Below are 25,888 nucleotides of genomic sequence, written 5' to 3' on the forward strand. Positions count from 1 at the left end.
AGTCGTGCAAGCCCTCGACCGACCGGCTACTCGTCCGAGGAGAACCGCACCGCCCCCGCCGGGATCCGGGCGTCGCACCACACCCGCACCCCGTCCCGGAGTTCGTTGCGGGCGCCGATGACCGCGCCGTCCCCTATGACCGTCCCGGTGAGGACCGACCGCTCCCCCACCCGCGCGCGGGTGCCGATCAGCGAGTCGGTGACGACCGCTCCGGGTTCGATGACCGCACCCGGCAGGATCGTGCTGCCGAAGACGCGCGCACCCTCCGCCACGAACGCGCCCTCGCCCACCACCGTCCCGCCCGCCAGCTTGGCGTCCGGTGCCACTCTCGCCGTCGGCAGGACCAGCCGGTCGCCGCAGCGCCCCGGGACCGCCGGGGACGGGGCACGGCCCAGCACCAGGTCCGCGGAGCCGCGGACGAAGGCGGCCGGGGTGCCGAGGTCCAGCCAGTACGTGGAGTCGACCAGACCCTGGAGGTGCGCCCCCGCCGACAGCAGGTCCGGGAACGTCTCCCGCTCCACCGACACCGGCCGTCCCGCCGGGATCGTGTCGATGACCGAGCGGCGGAACACGTACGCCCCCGCGTTGATCTGGTCGGTGACGATCTCCTCGGGCGTCTGCGGCTTCTCCAGGAACGCCAGGACCCTGCCCGTGTCGTCCGTGGGGACCAGCCCGTACGCCCGTGGGTCGGTCACCTTCGTCAGGTGCAGCGAGACGTCCGCGCCCGTCGTCTCGTGGGTGCGCACCAGCGCCCGGATGTCCAGGCCCGTGAGGATGTCGCCGTTGAAGACCAGTACGGGTTCGTCCGGGCCGGAGTGCAGCCGGGAGGCGACGTTGCGGATCGCGCCGCCCGTGCCGAGCGGCTCCGCCTCCGTCACGTACTCGATGTGGAGCCCCAGCGACGACCCGTCGCCGAAGTACGGCTCGAAGACCTCGGCCAGATAGGACGTGGCCAGGACGATGTGCTCGACGCCCGCCGCTTTCGCTCTCGCCAACTGGTGCGTGAGGAAAGGCACCCCGGCGGCCCGGACCATGGGCTTCGGGGTGTGCACCGTGAGCGGGCGCAACCGTGTGCCCTTGCCGCCGACCAGGAGGATCGCTTCTGTCACCTGTCGTCTCTGCTTCCTGCCGGGACCGGCCGAACTGTCTTTCGGCCGGCCAGTTTATGCAGACCGTTCCACAGCGCTTTCGACGGTGTGTCTCCGGCAGGGAGGAACCCGGCCCGGCGGCTCCGCGCGGTTCAGCGGCCCTGGTAACCGGCCGCCGTGGAGCGGATGGCGCCGAGCTGGTCGTAGAGCTTCCCCCCTGGGCACACGGTGTTGAACCCGTCCCGGTGACCGGAGATCACGTTCAGTCGGACCTTCGTGCCTTTTGCGTAGAGATTTCCACCGTCGGACGTCAGGTATGTCTCCGCGCTCGGATCCACTCCGTACAGACCGAGCTTCCACGCGGCGAGCCGGGCGATGCCCCTCACCGCCGAGCCCGACGGCTCCGTGGAGCTGTACGTACCGAGAACCGCCACCCCCGTGCTGTTGGAGTTGAACCCCAGAGTGTGGGCGCCCAGGACCGGTTCCGCCACTCCCCCGGCGCGGCCCTCGTAGATCGTCCCGCACTTGTCGACGAGGAAGTTGTAGCCGAGGTCCCGCCAGCCCATGCTCTCCGTGTGGTAGCGGTGGATACCGCGGATGAGCGAAGGCGCCTCCTCGCACGTGTAGTCGTTGCCGGAGGCGGTGTGGTGCACGAAGACCGCACCGACCTCGTTCGTGTAGACGAATCCCTCCGTCCGCAGGCTCTCGTCCGCTCCCCAGCCGGCCCGTGTGACGATGTCGGGGCGCGGGGCGGTGTACGGATTCGCCCGCTGCCGCGCGACCGCGCCCTTCCGCCGCGCGCCCTCACCACCGTCCGCCGTGCCGTCGGCAGTGCCGTCCGCCGGCTCGGCGCCCTCGCCGGGGTCGACGAGTTCGAGGCGCATCCCGGACGGCAGCGGCAGCACGGTGTCCTCGGCGTCCTCGGCGCCCTCGGCAGTCGTGCCGGCGTGCCCCGGACCTCCGGACTCCGCCAGGACCCTGATCTCCACGCCGTCCGAGTCGCCCACCCACAGCGGTGCGGTGGCGCCGCGGACCCGGCCCGAGGCGCGTTCCCCGGTGCCGGGGTCGGCCGCGTGGTCGGCGTTGCGGGCCTCGACGTCCCGCCAGCCGGACCAGGAGCCGGTGCGGGCCGCGCGGGTGCGGACCTGGACCCGGCCGTGGAGTTCGGCGGCGGGGTCGTCCCAGACGACGCCGAGGAGGGAGAAGTTCCGTACGGACCGGGGGGTCAGGCCGAACGTGGTGGCGCCGGAGGCACGGTCGGGGTCGAGGGGTTGCAGGGGCAGCGACTCGGTGCCGCCCGTGGCGCCGGACTCGGCCGTCACCGCCGTCACCGCCGCACGCGGGGCAGCCCGGACCGGGTGCCCCGGCCCGGCGCTCGCCGCGGCGGCGGACGGCGCGAGGGGGAGCGCGAGAGCGGTCGCGCAGATGACACCGATGGCGGAAGCAGGAATTCTACGCATGCCCCTGATCTTGAACATAGTCATACGAATCTGTCCATCGGGGAATTGACGGGACATCGAAACCCCTTCCGCCGAACCGGTGCCCCCGCCACCCGGTGCGCACAGCCGCGTCCGCGTACGCTTGCGCGGGTGAACGCCACCGACCGCACCCCCGCCGACCTGCTGGGTTCCGCGCTCGCCGCGGACCCGGGCCGCCCCCTGGTGACCTTCTACGACGACGCCACGGGCGAACGCGTCGAATTGTCCGTGGCCACCTTCGCCAACTGGGTGGCCAAGACCGCGAACCTGCTCCAGGACGAACTGTCCGCCGAGCCGGGCGACCGCGTGTCGCTCCTGCTGCCCGCGCACTGGCAGACGGCCGTGTGGCTGCTGGCGTGCGCGTCGGTGGGCGCGGTCGCGGACGTGTCCGGCGATCCGGCTGCCGCCGACGTCGTGGTGAGCGGACCGGACTCGTTGGAGGCCGCGCGGTCCTGCTCGGGCGCGCGGATCGCGCTGGCGCTCAGGCCGCTCGGGGGACGCTTCCCGCAGCCCCCGGAGGGCTTCGCCGACTACGCCGTGGAGGTGCCGGGGCAGGGCGACCGGTTCACGCCGTACGCACCGGTCGACCCCGAGGCTCCGGCGCTGATCGTGGCGGGGCGGGAGTTCACCGGGGCCGAGGTGGTGGAACGGGCCCGCGCGGAGGCGACGGACCTCGGGCTGACCGGACCGGGCTCGCGCATCCTGTCGGGTCTGCCGTACGACACATGGGAGGGCCTGCACGCGGGCTTGTACGGGCCGTTGGCGACCGGTGGCTCGGTGGTGCTGTGCCGCAACCTGGACCGGCTCGGGGACGAGGCCCTGGACAAGCGCGTCGAGAGCGAACGGGTCACGGTCATCTCCCGCTAGAGCCCGCAGACCCCGCTCGGTGCGGGCGGACCCGTCCAAACCGGGCCCGCCGGGCCCGTCCCCCGTTCGCCGCACCCCGGCCCCCGTACGGCTCAGCAGTGCCCGCCTCGGCCCCGGATCCGGGTCATCGTCGTATCAGCGGCCCGCACGGCACGTACGGCGCGTACGGCCTCCACCGCACGCCGCACGCCGTACGCAGTGAGGGGGTGGACCGGTCATGAGCGACACCGCAGGCGCCTCCCCCGCGGGCGCGGGCAGCGGGCGCGTCCTCGGGCCGGGGGCGGGGGCCTCGGCGAGCGGGGCGGGGCAGGCCCGGCGCAGGCGGCGGCGGTGGGTGCGGGGCACCGGGCTCGGTCTCGCCGTGCTGCTCGTCCTGGCCGCCGGGGCCGGGTGGGCGGTGTACGTGAAGCTCGACGGGAACATCACGCCGGACGAGGCGGCCGCGGCCGAACTCGCGCGGTTCGAGGGGGAACGGCCCGCCCCGCTGGCCGAGGAGGCCCGGAACATCCTGCTGATCGGCTCGGACTCGCGCTCCGGGGACGGCAACCGCCGCTACGGCCGGGACTCGGGGACGGAGCGGTCCGACACCGCGATCCTGCTGCACCTGTCGGCGGGCCGGCGCAGCGCCACCGCCGTGTCCCTGCCCCGTGACCTGATGGTGGCCGTGCCGGACTGCCTGCGCGAGGACGGCACCCGCGCCGAACCCGTGTTCACGATGTTCAACCAGGCCTTCCAGCGGGGCGGTTCGGCCTGCGCCGTCCGCACCGTCGAGAAACTCACCGGCATTCACGTGGACCATCACATCGTCGTGGACTTCCACGGTTTCAAGAAGATGGTCGAGGCGGTCGACGGCGTCGAGGTCTGTCTGCGCGAACCCATCGACGACAAGGCGGCGAAACTGAGGCTGCCCGCGGGCCGGGTGACGCTGAACGGGGAACAGGCCCTCGGTTATGTCCGTGCCCGCAAGTCGCTCGGTGACGGCAGCGACACACAGCGCATGGAACGCCAGCAGCAGTTCCTCGGGGCGCTCGCCAACAAGGTGCGCGGCAATGACGTGCTGCTGAATCCGGTGAAGCTGTATCCCGTTCTGGACGCGGCCACTTCGGCACTGACGACCGACCCGGGACTGGCCAGTCTGCGCGGTTTGTACGAGCTCGTCCGCGGGCTGCGCGAGATCCCGACGGAACGCGTGCAATTCCTCACCGTCCCACGGGAGCCGTATGCCGCCGACGCCGATCGGGACCAACTCTCCCAGCCCGAGGCGGAGGCCCTGTTCGAGCGGTTGCGCAGGGACGCTTCGGTGACGGTCGCACAGGAGGCGGCGCGGAACTCCGGCGCCGGAACGGACTCCGGCGCACCGTCCGGGAATTCGCACGAAGGCGGCACGGACAGTGACGGAAAGGTCACTCGGAGGGAATCCGCGAACCCGTCCGGGAGCCCTTCCCCCGCGCCCACATTCTCCGGAAACACGGCGGCCGAGGACGGCTGCGCGTAAAGCCGGCGCACGGACGACCCCACAACAGTGGAGCCATGTCAACGGATATGCGCGAATTGCCCAGTTGTAGGGACATGAAATGTGCCACCGGCGTCGCCGGAAGTCATTCGGTGCCGTTAATGTGAGCGCTCCGGTGCGCGCGCACCCGAAGTTCGTCCTGCAGTCGCGCACTGCGTGACCGACCGGGCGCCCAGGAGGGGAAGGGCGCCGCGTGGCACCGACGGAGGACTCGAACGACCGTGGACGCGCAGAGCCGTGGGCGGGGCAACGACATGGACCCCGCAGACCAGTGGGTGCTCAACCCGGACACCGGTGATTACGAACTGCGGCTGAACGATTCCGCACCGCAGTCGCCGATCCCCTCTCCCCGTAGGCCGCGCCCCGCCGAAGCGGGTGCGCGCAAGGGTGCCGGCGCCGGTGCGCCGCGCGGCCGTACCGATGCGCCCGGGCGCACGGCGGAGCGCCCCGCCGGCCGCAGGACGGCCGAGCGCGGGACGGCCGAGGACAAGGCACCCGAGGGCAAGGCGCCCGAGCGCGAGGCACCGCCGCCGCGCAGGCGCCGGGGTGCGCCGGAGGAGCCGCCGCCGGGCCGTCGCGGACGCCGGCCGGCGAAGAAGAAGTCGAAGGCGAAGAAGGTCCTGCTCTGGACGGGCGGGGTGATGGCGTTCACGGTGCTCGCCACCGGCGTGGGCGGCTACCTGTACCTGGAGCACCTCAACGACAACATCGACGCCATCCCCGACGACGGCGCGAGCACCGGTGGCTTCCAGAAGGACAAGGCCATCAACATCCTGCTGATCGGCACCGACAAGCGCACCGGTGCGGGCAACGAGGGCTACGGCGACGCGGGCAGCGTCGGGCACGCCGACACCACGCTCCTGCTGCACGTCTCCAAGGACCGCACCAACGCCACCGCGCTGAGCATCCCGCGCGACCTCATCGTCGACATCCCCGACTGCCCCACCACGCTGGAGGACGGGACCCAGAAGGTGATCCCGGGCTCCCGGGACCGCTTCAACACCAGCCTCGGCCAGAACGAACGCACACCGAGCTGCACCATGCGCACCGTCACCGAGCTGACCGGGATCACGCCGGACAACTTCATGGTGGCGGACTTCAACGCGGTCAAGACGCTGACCACAGCGGTCGGCGGGGTCGACGTCTGCCTCGCCAAAGCCGTCAACGACAAGGACTCCAAGCTCAACCTGGACGCCGGCACGCACACCATCGAGGGCGATCAGGCGCTGGCGTTCGTCCGCACCCGGAACGCGTGGGGCAACCGGGGCGACCTCGACCGCATCAAGGTGCAGCAGCAGTTCCTCGGCGCGCTGATGCGGCAGCTGAAGTCCAGCGACACCCTCACCAGCCCGACGAAGATGGTCAAGCTCGCGGAGGCGGGCACCGAGGCGCTCACCGTCGACGCCCAGCTGGACAGCATCAACAAGCTGAAGGACCTCGGTCTGGAGCTGGGCAAGCTCAACGTCAAGAACCTGACGTTCACCACCCTGCCGGTGGTCGACAACCCCGTGGAGACGACGGTGAAGGCCACCGTCGTCATGGACGAGTCCAAGGCGCCGCAGATACTCGACCTGATCAAGAACGACGTGTCGTTCACCGAGGTCGAGCAGGAGAAGAAGAAGAAGGAGAAGAAGGAGAAGGCCGCCGTCGCCGCCCGCCTCAAGGGCCCCAAGGCGGAGGCCTCCGAGGTGCGGGTGCGGGTCTTCAACGGCGGCGCCCCCTCGGGCAGCGCCCAGGACACCCTCAGATGGCTCCAGATCGAGGAGGGCGTCAGCAAGTCGGAGAACGCCGGCAACGCCTCCGAGACGCTGAAGAAGACCACCCTGGAGTACGCGCCCGACCAGGCCGACCAGGCCCGCCGCCTCGCCGACATCCTCGGCCTGTCCGGATCCGGGATGAAGCCCGGCGAGAGCGCCACCAACGCCCAGGGCCTGCCCACGATGACGCTGACCCTCGGCGAGGACTTCAAGGGCGCGGGCATATCCCTGACGGCTCCGTCCAAGGCGCCGGACGACGTCATCAAGGACGCGTCCACGGCCGACAAGGTGCAGTGCGCCAAGTGACCTGCCGGGCAGGGCACCGGAAGCCCTGCCCGCAGGCAGACGGCCGACGGTGCCATTTCCCCACCCAATAGGGCGGTTTGCCCCGTTCCGGGGGCGAGGAATTCGTCACTGAAGCCACTTCTCGCTCAGGCGGGCGGCTAATGTGAACGCTCCAGTGCCCCGGCCGCGAGGACCGTCCTGGCGTCGCGCACGGTGGTGACCAGTACGCGCGCGGACACCCTCTGGAGGGGGAGGGCGCCGCGTGGCCCGGACGGAGGATTCGGACGAGCGTGGACGCGCAGAGCCGTGGGCGGGCGGACAACGTCGACCCCGCAGACCAATGGATACTCAACCCGGTCACCGGTGAGTACGAACTGCGGCTGGCCCCTTCCGCACCGCAGCCGCCCGTCCCCGGCCCCCGCCGCAGCGGCCACCACGCCCACGGCGCAGTCGGCACCGACGGCGCCGTCGACGCCGTGCCCGGCCGCACCCGGACACCCGGCCGTGAGGTCCCGCCGCCGCGGCGGCGCGGCGCCCCCGAGGCACTGCCCGGACGGCGCGGCGACCGGCCGGTCCAGCGCAGGCCGAAGGCGAGGAAGGCCCTGCTGTGGGTGGGCGGGACGATGGCGTTCACGGTGCTCGCCACCGGCACGGCCGGCTACCTCTATCTGAAACACCTCGAGGGCAACGTCCGCACGACCGACGTCGGCGACGCGGGCTCGGGCGACTTCAGCAAGGACGAGGCCTTCAACATCCTGATCCTCGGCACCGACAAGCGCACCGGCGCGGGCAACGAGGGCTACGGCGACAAGAACAGCGTCGGGCACGCCGACACCACGATCCTGCTGCACGTCGCCGAGGACCGCACCAACGCCACCGCGCTGAGCATCCCGCGCGACCTCATCGTCGACATCCCCGACTGCCCCACCACGCTGGAGGACGGGACCCGGAAGGTGGTTCCGGGGCTGCAGGGCGCCCGGTTCAACCGCAGCCTCGGCGAGGGCGGCCGGGATCCGGGCTGCGCGATGCGCACCGTGGAGGAGGCCACCGGCATCCCCGTCGACCATTTCATGATGGCCGACTTCAACGCGGTCAAGACCCTCACCACCGCGGTCGACGGCGTCAAGGTGTGCCTGGAGCACGCGGTCGACGACAAGCAGTCGAAGCTGAGGCTGCCGGCGGGCGAGTCGACGGTGGCGGGTGAGGACGCCCTCGCCTTCGTCCGTACCCGGCACAGCTTCGGCAACGAGGGCGACCTCGACCGGATCAAGGTGCAGCAGCACTTCCTGGCCTCGCTGATGCGCAAGATCTCCTCCGGCGACACCCTCACCAGCCCCACCCGGCTGGTGAAACTGGCCGAGGCCGCCACCGAGGCCCTGAGCGTGGACACCGGTCTCGGCAAGGTGAGCACGCTCAAGGACGTCGCCCTGGAGCTGAAGAAGGTGCCGCCGAAGAACATCTCCTTCACCACGGTGCCGGTGGTCGACAACCCCGCGGAGACGGTGAAGGCGACCGTCGTCCTCAACGAGGCCAAGGCGCCGCAGCTCTTCGCGGCGATCGCGAACGACGTGTCGCTGACCGAGGTCGAGGAGAGGAAGAAGGAGCGGAAGACCGCCGTCGCCGCCCGTCTCAAGGGCCCCAAGGCGGACGTCTCCGAGGTGCGGGTGCGGGTCCTCAACGGCGGCGCCCCGCAGGGCAGCGCCCAGCAGATGCTCAACCGGCTCCAGATCGAGGAGGGCGTCAGCAAGTCGGAGAACGCCGGCAACGCCCCCCGGACGCTGAAGAAGACCACCCTGGAGTACGCGCCCGACCAGGCCGACCAGGCCCGCCGCCTCGCCGACATCCTCGGCCTGTCCGGATCCGGGATGAAGCCCGGCGAGAGCGCCACCAACGCCCAGGGCCTGCCCACGATGACGCTGACCCTCGGCGAGGACTTCACGGACGCCGGGGCACAGCTCGACGCCTCCGCGGCAGGGGTCCCGGACGTGGAGAAGTCCACGGCCGACAAGGTGCAGTGCGCGAGCTGACATTCAGCCGAGTAAGTGCCGAACCCTCGCCAAAAGTTGTTGAATCGGTTGCGTTTCGCGTGCAACTGACGGGCCCGTCGTGCGTCTAACACAACGCAGGACGGGCCTTGTTCCATGACGCGAGGAGTTTCAGGGGTGGGGAGGACGGCGGCAGTGACGCAGAGCGCCGCGCGGAGGACGCTCCGCGACGACCGGCGTGAACCGGACGGCGGCGCGGACGGCGGCGCCTCCGACGGCATGTCCGACAGCGACGGCGGGGACATACCGGAGTCCGGCGCCGACGGCGGCCGGCGCCCGCGGCGCCGGGTGTTCAAGTGGCTCGCCGCGGTCCTCGCGCTGCTCCTCCTCGGCTCGGCCGGAGCCGGCTACGTCTACTACCGGCACCTGAACGACAACATCAAGCAGAACCCGCTGAACCTGGGCGACAACAAGGTGGCCCAGCCGACGCCGAACGCCGCCGGACAGACCCCGCTGAACATCCTGCTGATCGGCTCCGACGCCCGGGACAACGAGGCGAACCAGAAACTCGGCGGCGCCCGCGAGACGTTCGGCGCGACACCGCTGGCCGATGTGCAGATGCTGCTCCACCTGTCCGCCGACCGGACCAACATGTCCGTGATCAGCATGCCCCGCGACACCCTCGTCCAGATCCCCAAGTGCACCGACCCCGAGGACGGGACCGTCTACGAGGCGAGCAAGGGGCGGACCATGACCAACCAGAGCCTCGGGCACGGCGGTCCGGGCTGCACCGTGGCCACCTGGCAGGAGCTCACCGGCATCCACATCGACCACTTCATCATGGTCGACTTCGCCGGTGTGGTCTCCATGGCGGACGCCGTCGGCGGCGTCCCGGTGTGCGTGGACGCCAACATCCTCTCCCGCGACAGCAAGGGCCACGGCTCCGGGCTGAAGCTGCCCGAGGGCACCCACCCGGTCAAGGGCGAGCAGGCCCTGCAGTGGCTGCGGACGCGCTACGGCTTCGAGGACGGCAGCGACCTCGCCCGCGCCAAGGCCCAGCACATGTACATGAACTCGCTGGTCCGCGAGTTGCGCGAGAACGCCACCCTGAGCAGCCCCAACAAGCTGCGCAGGCTGGCCGAGGAGGCCACCCGGGCACTCACCGTCGACCCCGGCCTCGACACCGTCAAGAAGCTGTACGACCTCAGCAACGAGCTGCGCAAGGTGAAGCCGGAGCGCGTCACCATGACCACGATGCCGAACCGGTACGTGGGCGCCCGGGTGGAGCCGACCGAGGACGCCGAACAGCTCTTCCGACTGGTCCGCGAGGACATCGCGCTGGACGGCAGGGACAAGAAGTCGGCAGGGGCCGGGGAAGCGGCAGAAAAGGCCACGTCCACCGAACCGCCCGCTCCCGACGCCGAGATCGCGATCCAGGTCGTCAACGGCACCCGCACCGACTCACTGGCCGCGGCGCCCGGCCGCGCGAGCACCGTGACCGGGCTCCTGCGGGAGATGGGCTTCACCGGTGCGTTCGCCGGCACCTCCGGCTCCCTCAGCAGGGAGCAGACGGTGGTGCGGTACCCGAGCGCCGACCTGGAGGGCGACGCGCACCGCGTCGCCGAGTCCCTGGGGATCCCGGGGAGTTCGGTGCGGCGCTCCACCGACGTCTCCGGAGTCACACTCGTCGTGGGCGCCGACTGGCGTGAGGGGAAGACGTACGAGGCCCCCGAACAGGACGACACCACCCCCGAGTCGGCCGAGGCCCTCAACGGCGCGGACGACACGGCCTGCATGAAGGTCAACCCGGCCTTCACCTGGTCCTGACCGGCCCTGGCCGGTCCTGACCGGCCCTCACACGGCGGGGCCCCCTTCCCGGGTTCGGGAAGGGGGCCCTCGGTGTCCGCGGGGAAGGCGGGTCAGGCGGCCGGGGCGTCCGCGTGGACCGCGGGCCGCCGGGAGGCGATGACCTTCTTCGCGAGCGAGCGCGGGCTGGTCAGGAAGCCCCAGCCCCACGACATGTGCATGGTGCCCAGCGCCACCGGTATCCGCAGCCGCGCCTTCAGCGGCAGCCCCTTGCCCGCGGGTACGGAGCCCAGCACGATCGCCGCGAGGTACCCGCCGGGCACCACGAAGCCCCACGGGGTGAGCGCCGCCCCCACCACCGTTCCGGCCGCGATCGCGCACACCGCGGCCGGCGGGGCCAGATAGCGCAGGTTGATGGAGCCGGAGTGGTAGCGGGCGACGACGTGCCGCCAACGGCCGTAGTCCTTGTACTGCTTGGCCAGCGCCCGCACGCTCGGCCGGGGCCGGTACGACACCTTCAGCTCCGGCGAGAACCAGATCAGCCCGCCGGCCTCGCGGATGCGGAAGTTCAGCTCCCAGTCCTGGGCGCGGATGAACTCGACGTTGTAGCCGCCCTGCCGCTCCAGCGCCTCGCGCCGGAACACCCCGAGGTAGACGGTCTCGGCGGGGCCCGCCGTGCCGCCGGTGTGGAAGGCCGCGTTGCCGACGCCTATCCGCGAGGTCATCGCGGCGGCGACCGCGTGCTCCCAGTCGTTCTCCCCCTCGGCGTGCATGATGCCGCCGACGTTCTGCGCGCCGGTCTCCTCCAGGAGCCGTACCGCGGTGGTGATGTAGCCCGGCGAGAGCATCCCGTGTCCGTCGACGCGGACCACGATCGGATGGCGCGAGGCCTTGATCGCCGCGTTGAGGGCGGCCGGAGTGCGGCCGGTCGGGTTGGGCACGGTACGCACCCGCGGGTCCTCGGCCACGAGTTCGGCGGCGATCTCGTCCGTGCGGTCCGTGGACGGACCGAGGGCGATCACGACCTCCATCTCGCCGGCGTACTCCTGGGCGAGGATCGCATGGACGGCGCCACGCAGATACCTTTCCTCGTTGAGCACGGGCATGATCACGGAAACGGCGGGGTGCCGCACGTCGGGATTGGCGTTCATAGGGTCCTCACGTTACCGCGAACGGGGGACAGCGGTGCGCGCGCCGGGTGCGGCTGCGCCGGGCCGCAGATCGTATCGGCCTACGGTGCTCAGGATCCCGGGCACGGCCCCGTACGGAGCCGCGGCCCTCGTCCGGCCCTCGTCCGGAGGTGTCCTCCCTTTGCCCCCGCAGCCGCCGTCCCCTCGCCCCGGCCCCCGCCCCCGCCCCCGTCCCCGCACCGCGCCGCAGCGCCGCCCGCGACCGTCCGGCCGGGGCGGTCCGCGAACGGCGCGACGCCGGAAGCCCCGCTGGGGCATGCGGGCGGTGACCACGCTGTCGGTCGTGGTGCTCGCCTCCGCCGGGATCGGACACGCGGTGGTCACCAGCCTCGACTCGGGGATCGACCGGGTCGACCCGTTCCGGGACATGAAGAACCGCCCCGCGGCCGGCCACGGCATGAACGTTCTGCTCGTCGGCACGGACGGCCGCGAGCGGATCGGCGAGGAGGAACGGCGGAAGTACCGGCTCGGCGGGGCGTCCTGCAACTGCACCGACACCATCATGATCCTGCACATCTCGGAGGACCGGGAGCGGACCAGCGTCGTCAGCCTGCCGCGCGACTCGTACGCCATGACGCCCCCGCACACCGACCGGGTGAGCGGCGAGGAGCACGAGGGGCACCCCGTCAGGCTGAACGCGGCGTACGCGGAGGGCGGGCCGGAGCTGACCGTGCGCACGGTGGAGAAGATGACCCGGGTGAAGATCGACCACTACCTGGAGCTCGATTTCACCAGCTTCATGAAGACCGTCGACGTGGTCGGCGGCGTCGAACTGTGCACCACCGAACCGCTCGAGGACAGCCACACCGGCCTCCACCTGCCCGCCGGCCGGCACACCCTGCGGGGCGGCGAGGCCCTGCAGTACGTACGCGCCCGGCACGTCGACGGCGCCTCCGACCTCGGCCGGATGAGACGCCAGCAGCGTTTCATGGCGGCGCTGGTGGACCGGGCCACGTCCTCCGGGATCCTGCTGAACCCGATGAAGTTCCGGGACGTGACCCGCGCGGTGCTCGGTTCGGTCCGCGCCGACAAGGGCTTCGGCACCGACCAACTGCTGGACCTGGGGCGGGCGATGCGGAACTTCTCGCCCTCCTCCTCCGAGTTCACCACCGTGCCGCTCGCGAGGAGGGGGGTCACGGTCAAGGGCCTCGGCTCGACCCTGAAGTGGCATCCCGAGAAGTCTCAGCGCATCTTCGAGGCGCTGCGCGAGGACAAGCCGCTCTCCACGCACTCCTCGCCCGACGCGGCGCTGCGCGTCCCGGTGGACCCCCGGCAGATCCGCGTCCAGGTCGAGAACGGCACCGGGATCCAGGGGCTCGGCCGCCGTGTGGACGCGGCCCTCGCGGCGACCGGCTTCAACACCACCCACGCCCCTGTCAACGCGGCGGACCGCTCCGTACGGCGGACCGTCGTCGCCCACGACCCCCGCTGGGACCGCTCCGCGAAGTCCCTCGCCGCCGCCCTGCCGGGCAGTGAACTGCGTGCGGTGAAGGGCCAGGGCGCCACCCTGAGGGTGATCGCCGGGAGCGACTTCGAGAAGGTCCGCAAGGTCCGGGCCGAGGACCCGGGGAAGGACGAGTTCGGAGTGGTGCGGGGCGACGAGGTGGGGTGCTCGTAGGCCCGCGGCGAAGGTGCGGGGCGGGTTCGGTCCGAGGTCCCCTCCGGGTCGGTCGGAGATGCCCTCGGGGTCAGTCGGAGATGCCCTCCGCCGCCCGCTTCTGACGCAGCTCCACGATGGCGCGGCGGCGGGCCAGGCGGTGGGTGCGGCGGATCTGGGCCTCCTGGCCCCGGCGCCGGTCCCGCTCGGTCTCCGGTATCACCGGCGGCACCCGGCGGGGCTTGCCGTCGGCGTCGACGGCCGCGAAGACGAGGTAGGCGGAGCCGACCTGGGTGGGCGGGGTGGACTCGTTCCAGCGCTCGGCCAGGACCCGCACGCCGATCTCCATGGACGTCCGGCCGGTCCAGTTGACCTGGGCCTTCACATGGACCAGATCACCGACGCGGACCGGCTCCAGGAAGGCCATCTCGTCCATGGAGGCGGTGACGGCGGGTCCTCCGGAGTGGCGGCCGGCGACCGCGCCCGCCGCGTCGTCGACCAGTTTCATGATCACGCCGCCGTGCACCGTACCCAGCAGGTTGGTGTCGTTGTGGGTCATGATGTGGCTGAGGGTCGTCCGCGACGCCGAGGTGGGCTTGCCCGGGATGTCGGGACTCTCCGTGGGTGCGGCTGGAGCCTGATCTGTCATGGCCTCCACCTTATGCCGAGCTCTCATCCGGAGAATTTGTGTCAGCTTGGCAACATCGGTGCTGCTATTCACCGGTGACCGGTACGGCGGACGGCCCGGGCCTGCACACTGTTGCGCATGACTAACTGGCCCGAGGCATGGCCCCAGGACGACCGCGGCGCCCGCTACGGACGCGGAAGCGGGAGCGCACGGCCCGAGAGCGCCCGCGTCATGCGGCAGGTCCGCCGCGGCCAGGGGGTCCCGCCCGGCCAGGGGGCGTACGGCGGAGTGCCGCAGCAGGCGTCGTACGTGGACGGCCGCGGGCACGGCGGCCACAGCGACTACGGCGACCACGGAGGCGACTACAACACCGGCCAGGTCTACGGGTCCCCCGCCGGGGGCGGCCACGGCGGGCCGGGCGGCGACGGCCGTTACGCGCACGGTTCCGCGCCGGACTGGCGCCGTCGCGTCAAGCTGACGGCGATCACGGTCGCGACGGTGCTGGTGGTGACGACCGTCGGCACCTACTTCTGGGCCGACTCCAAGCTCAACCGCGAGGTCGACCTGTCCGTCGTCATCGACCGGCCGGAGGCGGGCAAGGGCACCAACTACCTGATCGTCGGCTCCGACAGCCGGGCCGGGCTGACCGACGAGCAGAAGAAGAAGCTGCGCACCGGGTCCGCCGAGGGCAAGCGCACGGACTCGATGATGATCCTGCACACCGGCAGCAACGGCCCCACCCTGATCTCGCTGCCCCGCGACTCGAACGTGGAGATACCCACCTTCAAGGGCTCCGAGTCCGGCAAGACCTTCCAGGGCACGGGCCGGCAGGTGAAGCTGAACGCCGCGTACGCGGAGGACGGCCCCGAACTCCTGGTCCGCACGGTCGAGTTCAACACGGGTCTGCACATCGACCACTACGTCGAGATCGGCTTCGCCGGCTTCGCCAACATCGTGGACGCGGTCGGCGGCGTGGAGATGGACATACCGAAGGACATCAAGGACACCAAGTCCGGCGCCGACTTCAAGAAGGGCAAGCAGACCCTGAACGGCGAGGAGGCCCTCGCCTTCGTCCGCACCCGGTACGCGCTGGCCGGCTCCGACCTGGACCGTACGAAGAACCAGCAGAAGTTCCTCTCCGCCCTGGCGAACCAGGTGGCGACGCCGGGCACGGTCCTGAACCCGTTCAAGCTGTACCCGACCCTGGGCGCGGGCCTGGACTCGCTGATCGTCGACGAGGAGATGGGCCTGTTCGACCTGGCCGGCATGTTCTGGGCGATGAAGGGCGTCAGCGGCGGCGACGGCACCTCCATGAACATGCCCCTCGCGGGTTCCTCCGGCGGCAACCTGCTCTGGGACAAGGCGAAGGTCAAGCAGCTGGTGGAGCAGCTGAACAACGACGAGAAGGTCACCGTCAAGGGCAACTGACCCCAGGACGGACCGAGGAGACCGAGGGCGCCGGCGGACGGCGCCCTCGGCCGTGTCGGGCGGCGGTGTCACATCGTGGCGCCCGCCATGGCACGGCAGGACTCGGCACAACGGCGACAGGACTCCGCGCAGCGCGTCATCCGCTCGTCGTCCGGCATGGACATGCACGCCTGGGCGCACAGGTCACAGGCCTCGGCGCACATCGCGCACATCTCGGCGGCGAGCGGCGAGCGACGCATCATCATGTCGGCGCACATGCGGGTCATCTCGGAGCAGTCCATGAGCGCCCGCATGATCTGGGTGGGGGCCTGGTCGGTCATCTGCAGACAGGAGCTCATGGTCTCCTCGCAGACGGTGTGGCAGGACATGCACGCGTTGACGCAGTCCTGCATCTCCTTGCTCATCGGGGTCGCGGCGGCAGACTGCTGGGTCATGATTCCTCCCAGGGGGGCGGCGGGGGCCGGAGTGCGCCCCCGCCCTTCCGTCCTACGCCCGCCGCCCCATGAGCACCACAGGAGGGGCGCAGCCCGCCGTCACGGCAGGTTGCGCGCCATCACGATCCGCTGGACCTGGTTCGTGCCCTCGTAGATCTGGGTGATCTTCGCGTCGCGCATCATGCGCTCGACCGGGTAGTCGCGGGTGTAGCCGTAGCCGCCGAGGAGCTGGACGGCGTCCGTGGTGACCTCCATGGCGACGTCGGAGGCGAAGCACTTGGCGGCGGCGCCCTGGAAGGTGAGGTCCGCATCACCGCGCTCGGACTTGGCGGCGGCCGCGTAGGTGAGCTGCCGGGCGGCCTCGATCTTCATGGCCATGTCGGCGAGCATGAACTGCACGCCCTGGAAGTCGGCGATCGGCTTGCCGAACTGCTTGCGCTCCTTGACGTAGCCCTTGGCGTAGTCGAGGGCGCCCTGGGCGATGCCGAGGGCCTGGGCGGCGATGGTGATGCGGGTGTGGTCGAGGGTCTTCATCGCCGTGGCGAAGCCGGTGCCCTCCTCGCCGATCATCCGGTCGGCGGGGATGCGGACGTTGTCGAGGTAGACCTCGCGGGTGGGCGAGCCCTTGATGCCGAGCTTCTTCTCCGGGGCGCCGAAGGAGACGCCCTCGTCGGACTTCTCGACGACGAAGGCGGAGATGCCCTTGGAGCGCTTGGTGGGGTCGGTGACCGCCATGACCGTGTAGTACTCGGACTCACCGGCGTTGGTGATCCAGCGCTTCACGCCGTCGAGGACGTAGTGGTCGCCGTCGCGGACCGCCCTGGTCTTCATGCCGGCCGCGTCGGAGCCGGCGTCCGGCTCGGAGAGGCAGTAGGAGAACATGCCGTCGCCCTGGGCGAGCGGGGTCATGTACTTCTTCTTCAGCGCCTCGGAACCGGAGAGGATCACCGGGAGGGAGCCGAGCTTGTTCACGGCGGGGATGAGCGAGGAGGACGCGCAGACGCGGGCCACCTCCTCGATCACGATGACGGTGGCGAGCGCGTCGGCGCCCGCGCCGCCGTACTCCTCGGGCACGTGGACGGCGTGCAGGTCGTTCGCGACCAGCGCGTCGAGCGCCTCCTGCGGGAAGCGGGCCTCCTCGTCCACCGCGGCGGCGTACGGCGCGATCTTCGCCTCGGCCAGCGAGCGGACGGCGTCGCGGAGCATGTCGTGCTCCTCGGACGGGCGGTACAGGTCGAAGTCAGCCGATCCGGCCAAGGTCTCTCACTCCAAAGACGACGAGGGCGACGCTCTGATGATGCTAACTACCGTTAAGTAACTCTCATAGTAGAACTCCTGCCCGCGCGGACGTACGTGAGTTTGCCGACAACGACCGGATCGCCCGCTGCTGCGCGCTCACCGCCCCCGGTTATGCTCAGGCCCGCACCACCTGCCGTATACCCCTTGGAGCACGCATGGCCCTCAGGATCACCGTGATCGGCACCGGTTATCTCGGTGCGACACACGCCGCGGCCATGGCGGAGCTCGGATTCGAGGTACTGGGCCTCGACGTCGTGCCGGAGAAGATCGAGATGCTCCGGCGGGGCGAGGTCCCGATGTACGAGCCGGGGCTCGAGGAGCTGCTGCGCCGGCACGTGGCGGGGATCGAGGGGTCCACCGGCAGGCTGCGGTTCACCATGGACTGGGCCGAGGTCGGGGCGTTCGGCGACGTCCACTTCGTCTGCGTGAACACCCCGCAGCGGCACGGCGAGTACGCCTGCGACATGTCGTACGTCGACTCCGCGTTCGCCTCGCTGGCCCCGCACCTGACCGGCCCCGTGCTGGTCGTCGGCAAGTCGACCGTGCCGGTGGGCTCCGCCGACCGGCTGGCCGCCTACCTGGCCGAGCACGCCCCGGCCGGCGCGGACGCCGAGCTGGCCTGGAACCCGGAGTTCCTGCGCGAGGGCTTCGCCGTCCAGGACACGCTGCACCCGGACCGGATCGTGGCGGGCGTGCGCAGCGAGCGGGCGGAGAAGCTGCTGCGGGAGGTGTACGCCACCCCGGTCGGCGAGGGCACCCCGTTCGTGGCGACCGACTTCCCGACCGCGGAGCTGGTGAAGACCTCCGCGAACTCCTTCCTGGCCACCAAGATCTCGTTCATCAACGCCATGGCCGAGCTGTGCGAGGCCACCGGCGGTGACGTGGCCAGGCTGGCGGAGGCCATCGGGTACGACGACCGGATCGGCAAGAAGTTCCTGCGGGCCGGGATCGGTTTCGGCGGCGGGTGCCTGCCGAAGGACATCCGGGCGTTCATGGCGCGCGCCGGTGAGCTGGGCGCGGACCAGGCGCTGACCTTCCTGCGGGAGATCGACTCGATCAACATGCGCCAGCGCGGCCGGATGGTGGAGCTGGCCCTGCAGGAGCTGGGCGGCGGGGCGTTCCTGGGCAAGCGGGTCGCGGTGCTGGGCGCCACCTTCAAGCCGGACTCGGACGACGTGCGGGACTCGCCGGCGCTGAACGTCGCCGGCCAGATACACCTCCAGGGCGGCCAGGTCACCGTGTACGACCCGAAGGGCATGGACAACGCCCGGCGCCTCTTCCCCACCCTGGGGTACGCGGACTCGGCGCTCGAGGCGGTGCGCGGCGCCGACGTCGTGCTGCACCTGACGGAGTGGCGGGAGTTCCGCGAGCTGGACCCGGCGGCGCTGGGCGAGGTGGCGGCCCAGCGGCTGGTCCTCGACGGGCGCAACGCCCTGGACGCCGAGGCCTGGCGCCGGGCCGGCTGGCGCTACCGCGCGATGGGCCGCCCCACCGCCTGACGGAACGGATGACGCCGGTTCGGCCGAGGCTCAGTCGGCCGAACCGGCGTCTGACTGCATTCTGCACCACGGGGCGGACCGGGCGGGGCCCCCGGGGCCCCATCGGCCGCCGCAGCGCGCCCCGCTCCCCTCTCCGGCCCCTTTCCGGTTTTTCCGGCCCCTCTCAGGCCCCCTTCGCGCGGTAGCGGCGCATCTTGGCGCGGGCCCCGCACACCTGCATGGAGCACCAGCGGCCGCGTCCGGCGGGACTGCGGTCGTAGTACGCCCAGTGGCAGTCGGCGGCCTCACAGGCCTTCAGCCTGTTCCAGGTGCCCGCCGTGACCGCTTCCGCCACGGCCGCCGCGACCCGGGAGAGCAGGGCCCCCTCGTCGACGGGGGCGAGGGCGGCGGAGCCGTCCGCCGGGTCGACGGTGACCACCAGCGGGGCGCGCGCGAGCAGCGCGCCGAGCGGGGTGGTCCCGCGGTGCGGCGGACGGCCGGCATGGGCGAGCAGGGTCGCGCGCAGCGCCTCGCGCAGCTCGCGCGCCGCCTCGACGCCCGCCGCGTCGCCCTCCGCCAGCCCGAAGCGGGCGCGGCCGTCCACCGTGTCCAGCGCGTCGGCGCCCGTCTCCAGGTCGAGCGTGTTGACGAGGCCCTCGACCAGGACCAGCCCACCGGGCGCAGCCGATCTCTCACTCATCTCAGGACGGTACCTCTCGCGTTCCCGCTGCTTTCCCCTTGCGACGTTACCTCCAGCACGGCAACATGGAGTAACGGTTACCGGTTACCCGCACCTACGGGTAACCGGGGGATTCGAGGAGGAAGCCATGTCCGTTGCCAAGGTGGGCGCCGTCGTCCTGGACTGCCCCGATCCGCGCGCGCTGGCCGGTTTCTACGCCGAGGTGGTGGGCGGCACGATCGTGGACGAGGGCGACTGGGTGGAGCTCCGGGTGCCCGGCGGGCCCACGCTCGCGTTCCAGGCGGCCCCCGGACACGTACCGCCCCGGTGGCCGGCGCCCGAGCACTCGCAGCAGTTCCACCTGGACCTGACCGTCGAGGACCTGGACACCGCGGAGCAGGAGGTGCTGGCGCTCGGCGCGAAGCCGCTGGAGACGGAGGACCGCTCGCGGACCTTCCGGGTCTACGCCGACCCGGCGGGGCACCCGTTCTGCCTGTGCGCCTGCTGAACCGGGTGCCCGGGGGCGCCGGGAAGGTCAGCCGTCGAGCGACTCGATGGTCGCGTGGGACAGTGCGCGGGTCGCCCGGAGCTCCCGGGCCGTGTCCTCGGCGGCGCCCAGGACCCGTACCGCGTTCTGCCAGGTCAGCTTGGCCAGGTCGGCCCCGGACCAGCCGCGGTCGTGCAGCTCGGCGATCAGGTTCGGGTAGCCGGAGACGTCGTTCAGGCCGTCCGGGGTGAAGGCGGTGCCGTCGTAGTCGCCGCCGATGCCGAGGTGGTCGACGCCGGCCACCTCACGCATGTGGTCCAGGTGGTCGGCCACCGTGGACACCGTGGCGACCGGGCGGGGGCGGCGCTCCTCGAAGGCGGCGTGCACCTTCATCGCCTCCGCGGTGGTCTCCAGGTGGTGGAAGCCGTGGGCGCGCATGTTCTCGTCGGCCTCGGCCGTCCAGTCGACCGCCGCCTGGAGCACGAACTTCGGTACGAACGTCACCATCGCGACACCGCCGTTGGCGGGCAGCCGCTCCAGTACGTCGTCCGGGATGTTGCGCGGGTGGTCGCAGACCGCGCGGGCGGAGGAGTGGGAGAAGATCACCGGCGCGGACGTGGCGTCCAGCGCGTCCCGCATGGTCGTGGCGGCGACGTGCGAGAGGTCGACCAGCATGCCGAGCCGGTTCATCTCGCGGACCACCTCGCGGCCGAACGCCGACAGTCCGCCCACGCCGGGCTCGTCCGTCGCCGAGTCCGCCCAGTCCACGTTGTGGTTGTGGGTGAGGGTCAGGTAGCGCACGCCGAGGGCGTACAACCCGCGCAGGGTGCCGAGGGAGTTGGCGATGGAGTGGCCGCCCTCCGCCCCCATCAGCGAGGCGATGCGGCCCTGTCCGCGGGCGGCCTCCATGTCGGCGGCGGTCAGCGCGGGTGCCAGGTCCTCCGGGTGGCGGGCCAGCAACTGCCGTACGCAGTCGATCTGTTCCAGGGTGGCCGGCACCGCGTCGGGCAGGTCCGCGCGGACGTACACCGACCAGAACTGGGCTCCCACGCCGCCCGCGCGCAGCCGGGGGATGTCGGTGTGCAGGTGCGCGGCCTGGTCCTCGGCGATGTTCCGGGCGTCGAGGTCGTAGCGGACCTGTTCGCGCAGGGCCCAGGGCAGGTCGTTGTGCCCGTCCACGACGGGGAAGTCGGCGAGGAGGGCGCGGGCGACGTCGAGTGAGGAACCGTCAGCAGCGGTCACGGAACTCACTTCCCGAAGCCGAAGCCGTTGCCGGCGCCCTCGACCTTGGCCCGCAGGCGCTTGCCCTTCTCCGTGGCCTGGTCGTTGAGGTCCTGCTGGAACTCCCGCATCCGGCCGAGGAGTTCCTCGTCGTGGGCGGCGAGCATGCGGACCGCCAGCAGGCCCGCGTTGCGGGCGCCGGCCACCGAGACGGTGGCGACCGGGACACCGGCCGGCATCTGCACGATGGAGAGCAGGCTGTCCATGCCGTCCAGGTGCTTCAGCGGCACCGGGACGCCGATGACGGGCAGCGGGGTGACCGAGGCGAGCATGCCGGGCAGGTGGGCCGCGCCGCCCGCACCCGCGATGATCACCTTCAGTCCCCGGTCCGCGGCCTGCTCGCCGTAGGCGATCATCTCGCGGGGCATGCGGTGCGCGGAGACGACGTCGACCTCGTGGTCGATCTCGAACTCGTCGAGGGCCTTGGCCGCGGCCTCCATGACGGGCCAGTCCGAGTCCGATCCCATGACGATGCCGACTACGGGGCTGGGGCTCATTCGGTGATCGTGCCTCTCAGGTAGTCGGCAGCGTGACGGGCGCGCTCCAGCACGTCGTCCAGGTCGTCGCCGTAGGTGTTGACGTGGCCCACCTTGCGGCCGGGCTTCACGTCCTTGCCGTACATGTGGATCTTCAGCTGGGGGTCGCGGGCCATGCAGTGCAGGTACGCGGAGTACATGTCGGGGTAGTCGCCGCCGAGGACGTTGGCCATGACCGTCCACCTGGCGCGCGGGCGCGGGTCGCCGAGCGGGAGGTCGAGGACGGCGCGGACGTGGTTGGCGAACTGCGAGGTGATCGCGCCGTCCATGGACCAGTGGCCGGAGTTGTGCGGGCGCATCGCGAGCTCGTTGACGAGGACGCGGCCGTCGCGGGTCTGGAACAGCTCCACGGCGAGATGACCGACGACACCGAGTTCCTTGGCTATCGTCAGCGCCATCTCCTCGGCGCGCAGCGCGAGGGCCTCGTCGAGGCCGGGGGCGGGGGCGATCACCGTGTCGCAGACGCCGTTCACCTGCCGCGACTCGACGACCGGGTAGGCGACGGCCTGGCCGTGCGGGGAGCGGACCACGTCGGCGGCCAGCTCGCGCACGAAGTCGACCTTCTCCTCGGCCAGCACCGGGACGCCGGCCTTGAAGGGCTCGGCGGCCTCCTCGGCGGAGTCGACGACCCACACGCCCTTGCCGTCGTAGCCGCCGCGGACGGTCTTGAGGACGACGGGGAAACCTTCGCCCTCCGCCGCGAACGCGGCGACGTCCTCCGGACCGGTGACGATGCGGTGCCGCGGGCAGGGCACGCCCATCGCGTCGAGCTTCGCGCGCATCACGCCCTTGTCCTGGGCGTGCACCAGCGCGTCGGGGCCGGGACGGACGGGGATGCCGTCGGCCTCCAGGGCCCTGAGGTGCTCGGTGGGCACGTGCTCGTGGTCGAAGGTGATCACGTCGCAGCCGCGCGCGAAGGCGCGCAGCGTGTCCAGGTCGCGGTAGTCGCCGACGACGACATCGCCGACGACCTGCGCCGCGGAATCCTGCGGAGTGTCACTGAGGAGCTTGAACCTGATGCCGAGCGGGATGCCCGCCTCGTGTGTCATACGAGCGAGCTGCCCCCCGCCGACCATGCCGACTACCGGGAACGTCACACCCCCAGGGTATCGGTCGAGCCACGGTGGCCGGTTCCACGGCGGCTCCCGGCACCCCTTCGGCGGTCGGCCCGTGCTCTTCGGCCTTCCACCGGCCGTTCCCGGACGGTCTGCGGCCGGAAGGACCGTCCGCAGGAAGATCACGAGAAGGGGTGGTTAGCATGGTGTGGTTGACGCCACTCTGAGGCCACACTACGGACGGGGGCCGGCACGACCATGGGACGCGGTTCCTCGGGGCCCTCGACAGCCCCGGCCCCGCGCGGCACCGTGCGGCAGCGCCTCGATCGGCTCGTCCGTGAGGTCGTGAAGTTCGGCGCGGTCGGCGGGGCCGGGCTGCTGGTCAATCTCCTCGTGTTCAACCTGGTCCGGCAGGTGACCGACCTCCAGGTGGTGCGGGCGAGCGTCATCGCGACCGTCGTCGCGATCATCTTCAACTACCTGGGCTTCCGCTACTTCACCTACCGGGACCGCGACAGCTCCGGACGCACCAAGGAGATGTCGCTGTTCCTGCTGTTCAGCGTGGTCGGGCTGGTGATCGAGAACGGCCTGCTGTACACGGCGACGTACGGGTTCGGCTGGGACAGCCCGCTGCAGAGCAACATCTTCAAGTTCCTCGGCATCGGTGTCGCCACCCTGTTCCGCTTCTGGTCCTACCGCACCTGGGTGTTCCGCGCGCTGCCGGCCCGCGTGCCGGGCACCGGGAGCGCGGCGGTGGGGGCGGGCGCGGGCGCCGTCGCCAGGGGCGGGGCGAAGCCGCCCGCCCGGCAGCGCGTGCCGTAGGCGCCGACGGCCCGGCCCTCCTGCCCGCCCGTCCTCCTCCTCGGGCTTCTCGGGCCGTCCGTTCCGTCCGCTACCTGATCGTGCGGCGGTCCTCGTCCCTGGACTTCCGCGGCGGGGTACGGGACAGGAACAGGCCGAAGACCGGGGGCTTGGCCTGGAGCATCTCCAGGCGCCCGCCGTCCGCCTCCGCGAGGTCCCGGGCGACCGCGAGGCCGATGCCGGTGGAGTTGTGGCCGCTGATCGCCCGTTCGAAGATGCGGGCGCCCAGTTCGGCGGGGACGCCGGGGCCCTCGTCCGTGACCTCCACGACGACCTGGTTGCCGGTGACCCGGGTGCGCAGGGCGACCGTGCCGCCGCCGTGCATGAGCGAGTTCTCGATCAGGGCGGCCAGCACCTGGGCGACGGCGCCCGGGGTGCCCACCGCCCGCAGGTTCCGCTTGCCGGAGCTGACGACGGCGCGGCCGACGCTGCGGTAGGCGGGACGCCACTCGGCGAGCTGCTGCTGGATCACCTCGTCGAGTTCGAAGGTGACCGCGGAGCCGTTGCGCGGGTCGCGGGCGTTGGTCAGCAGCCGTTCCACCACGTCCGTGAGGCGCTCCACCTGCGTCAGCGCGATGGCCGCCTCCTCCTTCACCGTGTCCGGGTCGTCGGTGAGGGTGATCTCCTCGAGGCGCATGGACAGGGCGGTGAGGGGGGTGCGCAGCTGGTGGGAGGCGTCGGCGGCCAGTCGCCGTTCCGCGGTCAGCATGCGGGCGATGCGCTCGGCGGAGGAGTCCAGCACGTCCGCGACCCGGTCCAGCTCGGGGACGCCGTACCGCCGGTGGCGGGGGCGCGGGTCGCCCGAGCCGAGGCGCTCGGCGGTCTCCGCGAGGTCGGTCAGCGGGGAGGCGAGCCGGTTGGCCTGGCGGACCGCCAGCAGCACCGCGGCGATCACCGCCAGCAGCGCCACCAGCCCGATGATCAGCAGCGTGCGGCCGACCTCCCGGGTCACCGAGGAACGCGGTTCCTGGACGGTGACCGTCTCACCCTCCTCGCCCGGGGCCGTGGCGCTGATGACGTCGCCGTCGGGCTTGTCGCCCACCTCGATGGGCGCCCTGCCGGGGATGCGGATGACGGCGTAGCGGTCCTCGGTGATCTGGTCGCTCAGGACCTCGGCGGTGACCTTCTCCTCGACGAGCAGCCGGCTGTCGACGATGCTGGCCAGCCGTACGGCCTCGGACTCGACCCGCTCCCTGGCGGTGTCGCCGATGGTGCGGGTCTCCACGATCACCAGGGACACGCCGAAGACGGCGATCACGACGAGCACCACGGCGAGCGTGGACTGGATCAGTCGGCGGCGCATGACCTCTTACCTGAAAGAACCCACCGCGGTGGCGGGGGTCAGCTCTTCTCGAAGCGGAAACCCACGCCCCGGACGGTCGCGATGTAGCGGGGGTTGGCCGCGTCGTCACCGAGTTTCTTGCGCAGCCAGGAGATGTGCATGTCGAGGGTCTTGGTGGACGACCACCAGGTGGTGTCCCAGACCTCGCGCATCAGCTGGTCGCGGGTGACGACCCGGCCCGCGTCCCGGACCAGAACCCGCAGCAGGTCGAACTCCTTGGCGGTGAGCTGGAGTTCCTCCTCACCCATCCACGCCCGGTGCGACTCGACGTCGATGCGCACACCGTGGGTGGCGGGCGGCTGCTGCGGCTCGGTGGCACCGCGCCGCAGCAGGGCACGCACCCGGGCGAGCAGTTCGGCGAGCCGGAACGGCTTGGTGACGTAGTCGTCGGCGCCGGCGTCCAGACCGACGACGGTGTCCACCTCGTCGGCGCGCGCGGTCAGGATCAGGATGGGAACCGTGTGGCCGTCGGAACGCAGCCGGCGGGCGACCTCCAGGCCGTCCATGCCGGGCAGCCCGAGGTCCAGCACCACCAGGTCGATGCCGCCCTGCAGGCCTGCGTCGAGCGCGCTGGGTCCGTCCTCACGCACCTCCACCTCGTAGCCCTCCCGGCGCAGGGCGCGGGCCAGTGGCTCCGAGATGGACGCGTCGTCCTCGGCGAGCAGTACACGGGTCATGCACTGATGGTAGTCCCGCCACGACACGGTCCGGGGTGTGATCACGGCGGCCGGTTCCCGCCGGGCGCACACCGGTTTCCCACCCCGGGGACCCGCGCAAGGGGCCTGGGACTGTGGGGTGCGATGCTGGGAAAGAC

General features: G+C 71.5%; 22 protein-coding genes. 10 read left to right on the forward strand and 12 right to left on the reverse strand.

The window, feature by feature from the left end; all coding sequences use genetic code 11:
- Window positions 1-26: 26 nt before the first annotated feature.
- Window positions 27-1,109, reverse strand: a complete 1,083-nt coding sequence (locus ACWEQO_RS17080; protein WP_452983822.1) for a sugar phosphate nucleotidyltransferase — start codon at window positions 1,107-1,109, stop codon at window positions 27-29.
- 131 nt (window positions 1,110-1,240) lie between these two features.
- Window positions 1,241-2,548: a peptidoglycan recognition protein family protein gene (locus ACWEQO_RS17085; protein WP_452983825.1), complete on the reverse strand. Its 1,308-nt coding sequence runs from the start codon at window positions 2,546-2,548 to the stop codon at window positions 1,241-1,243.
- A 129-nt stretch (window positions 2,549-2,677) separates the two neighbouring features.
- Between ACWEQO_RS17085 and ACWEQO_RS17090 the strand changes: the two genes are divergently transcribed.
- The 5 genes from ACWEQO_RS17090 (at window position 2,678) to ACWEQO_RS17110 (ending at window position 10,800) form a co-directional block, all read left to right on the forward strand.
- Window positions 2,678-3,433 carry a TIGR03089 family protein gene (locus ACWEQO_RS17090; protein ID WP_361455153.1) on the forward strand — a complete coding sequence of 252 codons (756 nt, stop codon included), beginning with the start codon at window positions 2,678-2,680 and terminating at the stop codon, window positions 3,431-3,433.
- A gap of 217 nt (window positions 3,434-3,650) precedes the next feature.
- Window positions 3,651-4,928, forward strand: a complete 1,278-nt coding sequence (locus ACWEQO_RS17095; RefSeq protein ID WP_452983828.1) for an LCP family protein — start codon at window positions 3,651-3,653, stop codon at window positions 4,926-4,928.
- A gap of 239 nt (window positions 4,929-5,167) precedes the next feature.
- A complete protein-coding gene (locus ACWEQO_RS17100; RefSeq protein WP_452983831.1) occupies window positions 5,168-7,009 on the forward strand; it encodes an LCP family protein in 1,842 nt (613 codons plus the stop codon).
- A 269-nt stretch (window positions 7,010-7,278) separates the two neighbouring features.
- Entirely contained in the window at window positions 7,279-9,015 is a 1,737-nt protein-coding gene (locus tag ACWEQO_RS17105) for an LCP family protein (RefSeq protein ID WP_452983834.1), read from the forward strand.
- 153 nt (window positions 9,016-9,168) lie between these two features.
- Complete coding sequence (locus ACWEQO_RS17110; protein ID WP_452983837.1) at window positions 9,169-10,800, forward strand: LCP family protein; 1,632 nt, start codon at window positions 9,169-9,171, stop codon at window positions 10,798-10,800.
- Between the two features lie 92 nt (window positions 10,801-10,892).
- Here ACWEQO_RS17110 and ACWEQO_RS17115 read toward each other — a convergent pair whose 3' ends face one another.
- Complete coding sequence (locus ACWEQO_RS17115; RefSeq protein ID WP_361455142.1) at window positions 10,893-11,930, reverse strand: glycosyltransferase family 2 protein; 1,038 nt, start codon at window positions 11,928-11,930, stop codon at window positions 10,893-10,895.
- A 160-nt stretch (window positions 11,931-12,090) separates the two neighbouring features.
- Between ACWEQO_RS17115 and ACWEQO_RS17120 the strand changes: the two genes are divergently transcribed.
- Window positions 12,091-13,587 carry an LCP family protein gene (locus ACWEQO_RS17120; protein WP_452983841.1) on the forward strand — a complete coding sequence of 499 codons (1,497 nt, stop codon included), beginning with the start codon at window positions 12,091-12,093 and terminating at the stop codon, window positions 13,585-13,587.
- Window positions 13,588-13,657: 70 nt separating this feature from the next.
- Here the strand turns inward: ACWEQO_RS17120 and ACWEQO_RS17125 are convergent, their stop codons facing one another.
- Window positions 13,658-14,215, reverse strand: coding sequence for an acyl-CoA thioesterase (locus ACWEQO_RS17125; RefSeq protein WP_361455136.1), 558 nt, complete (start codon window positions 14,213-14,215; stop codon window positions 13,658-13,660).
- 117 nt (window positions 14,216-14,332) lie between these two features.
- Here ACWEQO_RS17125 and ACWEQO_RS17130 point away from each other — a divergent pair, with 117 nt between their 5' ends.
- The gene (locus ACWEQO_RS17130; protein WP_452983844.1) at window positions 14,333-15,622 is read left to right on the forward strand and encodes an LCP family protein; all 1,290 of its coding nucleotides are present in this window, start codon (window positions 14,333-14,335) and stop codon (window positions 15,620-15,622) included.
- Between the two features lie 68 nt (window positions 15,623-15,690).
- Here ACWEQO_RS17130 and ACWEQO_RS17135 read toward each other — a convergent pair whose 3' ends face one another.
- Both ACWEQO_RS17135 and ACWEQO_RS17140 read right to left on the reverse strand, forming a co-directional pair.
- Window positions 15,691-16,056, reverse strand: coding sequence for a four-helix bundle copper-binding protein (locus ACWEQO_RS17135; RefSeq protein ID WP_361455130.1), 366 nt, complete (start codon window positions 16,054-16,056; stop codon window positions 15,691-15,693).
- Window positions 16,057-16,155: 99 nt separating this feature from the next.
- The gene (locus ACWEQO_RS17140) at window positions 16,156-17,313 is read right to left on the reverse strand and encodes an acyl-CoA dehydrogenase (RefSeq protein ID WP_361455127.1); all 1,158 of its coding nucleotides are present in this window, start codon (window positions 17,311-17,313) and stop codon (window positions 16,156-16,158) included.
- Window positions 17,314-17,510: 197 nt separating this feature from the next.
- Between ACWEQO_RS17140 and ACWEQO_RS17145 the strand changes: the two genes are divergently transcribed.
- A complete protein-coding gene (locus tag ACWEQO_RS17145; RefSeq protein WP_452983848.1) occupies window positions 17,511-18,854 on the forward strand; it encodes a UDP-glucose dehydrogenase family protein in 1,344 nt (447 codons plus the stop codon).
- Between the two features lie 163 nt (window positions 18,855-19,017).
- Here the strand turns inward: ACWEQO_RS17145 and ACWEQO_RS17150 are convergent, their stop codons facing one another.
- Window positions 19,018-19,533, reverse strand: a complete 516-nt coding sequence (locus tag ACWEQO_RS17150) for a CGNR zinc finger domain-containing protein (RefSeq protein ID WP_452983851.1) — start codon at window positions 19,531-19,533, stop codon at window positions 19,018-19,020.
- 127 nt (window positions 19,534-19,660) lie between these two features.
- Between ACWEQO_RS17150 and ACWEQO_RS17155 the strand changes: the two genes are divergently transcribed.
- Window positions 19,661-20,020 (forward strand): VOC family protein, encoded by a 360-nt coding sequence (locus ACWEQO_RS17155; RefSeq protein ID WP_361455118.1) that lies wholly within the window; start codon window positions 19,661-19,663, stop codon window positions 20,018-20,020.
- A 27-nt stretch (window positions 20,021-20,047) separates the two neighbouring features.
- On the opposite strand, the gene ACWEQO_RS17160 is transcribed toward ACWEQO_RS17155, so the two are convergent.
- The 3 genes from ACWEQO_RS17160 to ACWEQO_RS17170 are packed head-to-tail and all read right to left on the reverse strand — an operon-like array spanning window position 20,048 to window position 22,913.
- On the reverse strand, window positions 20,048-21,241 hold the full coding sequence (locus ACWEQO_RS17160; protein ID WP_452983855.1) for a dipeptidase: 1,194 nt from the start codon (window positions 21,239-21,241) through the stop codon (window positions 20,048-20,050).
- A gap of 5 nt (window positions 21,242-21,246) precedes the next feature.
- On the reverse strand, window positions 21,247-21,777 hold the full coding sequence (gene purE / locus ACWEQO_RS17165) for a 5-(carboxyamino)imidazole ribonucleotide mutase (RefSeq protein WP_452983858.1): 531 nt from the start codon (window positions 21,775-21,777) through the stop codon (window positions 21,247-21,249).
- Window positions 21,774-22,913 carry a 5-(carboxyamino)imidazole ribonucleotide synthase gene (locus ACWEQO_RS17170; protein WP_361455109.1) on the reverse strand — a complete coding sequence of 380 codons (1,140 nt, stop codon included), beginning with the start codon at window positions 22,911-22,913 and terminating at the stop codon, window positions 21,774-21,776. Before ACWEQO_RS17170 ends, purE begins: the two co-directional genes overlap by 4 nt.
- 216 nt (window positions 22,914-23,129) lie before the next feature.
- On the opposite strand from ACWEQO_RS17170, the gene ACWEQO_RS17175 reads away from it, so the two are divergent.
- Window positions 23,130-23,693 carry a GtrA family protein gene (locus tag ACWEQO_RS17175; protein WP_361455106.1) on the forward strand — a complete coding sequence of 188 codons (564 nt, stop codon included), beginning with the start codon at window positions 23,130-23,132 and terminating at the stop codon, window positions 23,691-23,693.
- Between the two features lie 70 nt (window positions 23,694-23,763).
- Here the strand turns inward: ACWEQO_RS17175 and ACWEQO_RS17180 are convergent, their stop codons facing one another.
- The gene (locus ACWEQO_RS17180; RefSeq protein WP_361455103.1) at window positions 23,764-25,035 is read right to left on the reverse strand and encodes an ATP-binding protein; all 1,272 of its coding nucleotides are present in this window, start codon (window positions 25,033-25,035) and stop codon (window positions 23,764-23,766) included.
- Window positions 25,036-25,073: 38 nt separating this feature from the next.
- Entirely contained in the window at window positions 25,074-25,751 is a 678-nt protein-coding gene (locus ACWEQO_RS17185) for a response regulator transcription factor (RefSeq protein ID WP_109383624.1), read from the reverse strand.
- Between the last annotated feature and the right edge of the window lie 137 nt (window positions 25,752-25,888).

Source organism: Streptomyces sp. NPDC004051 (assembly GCF_053604275.1).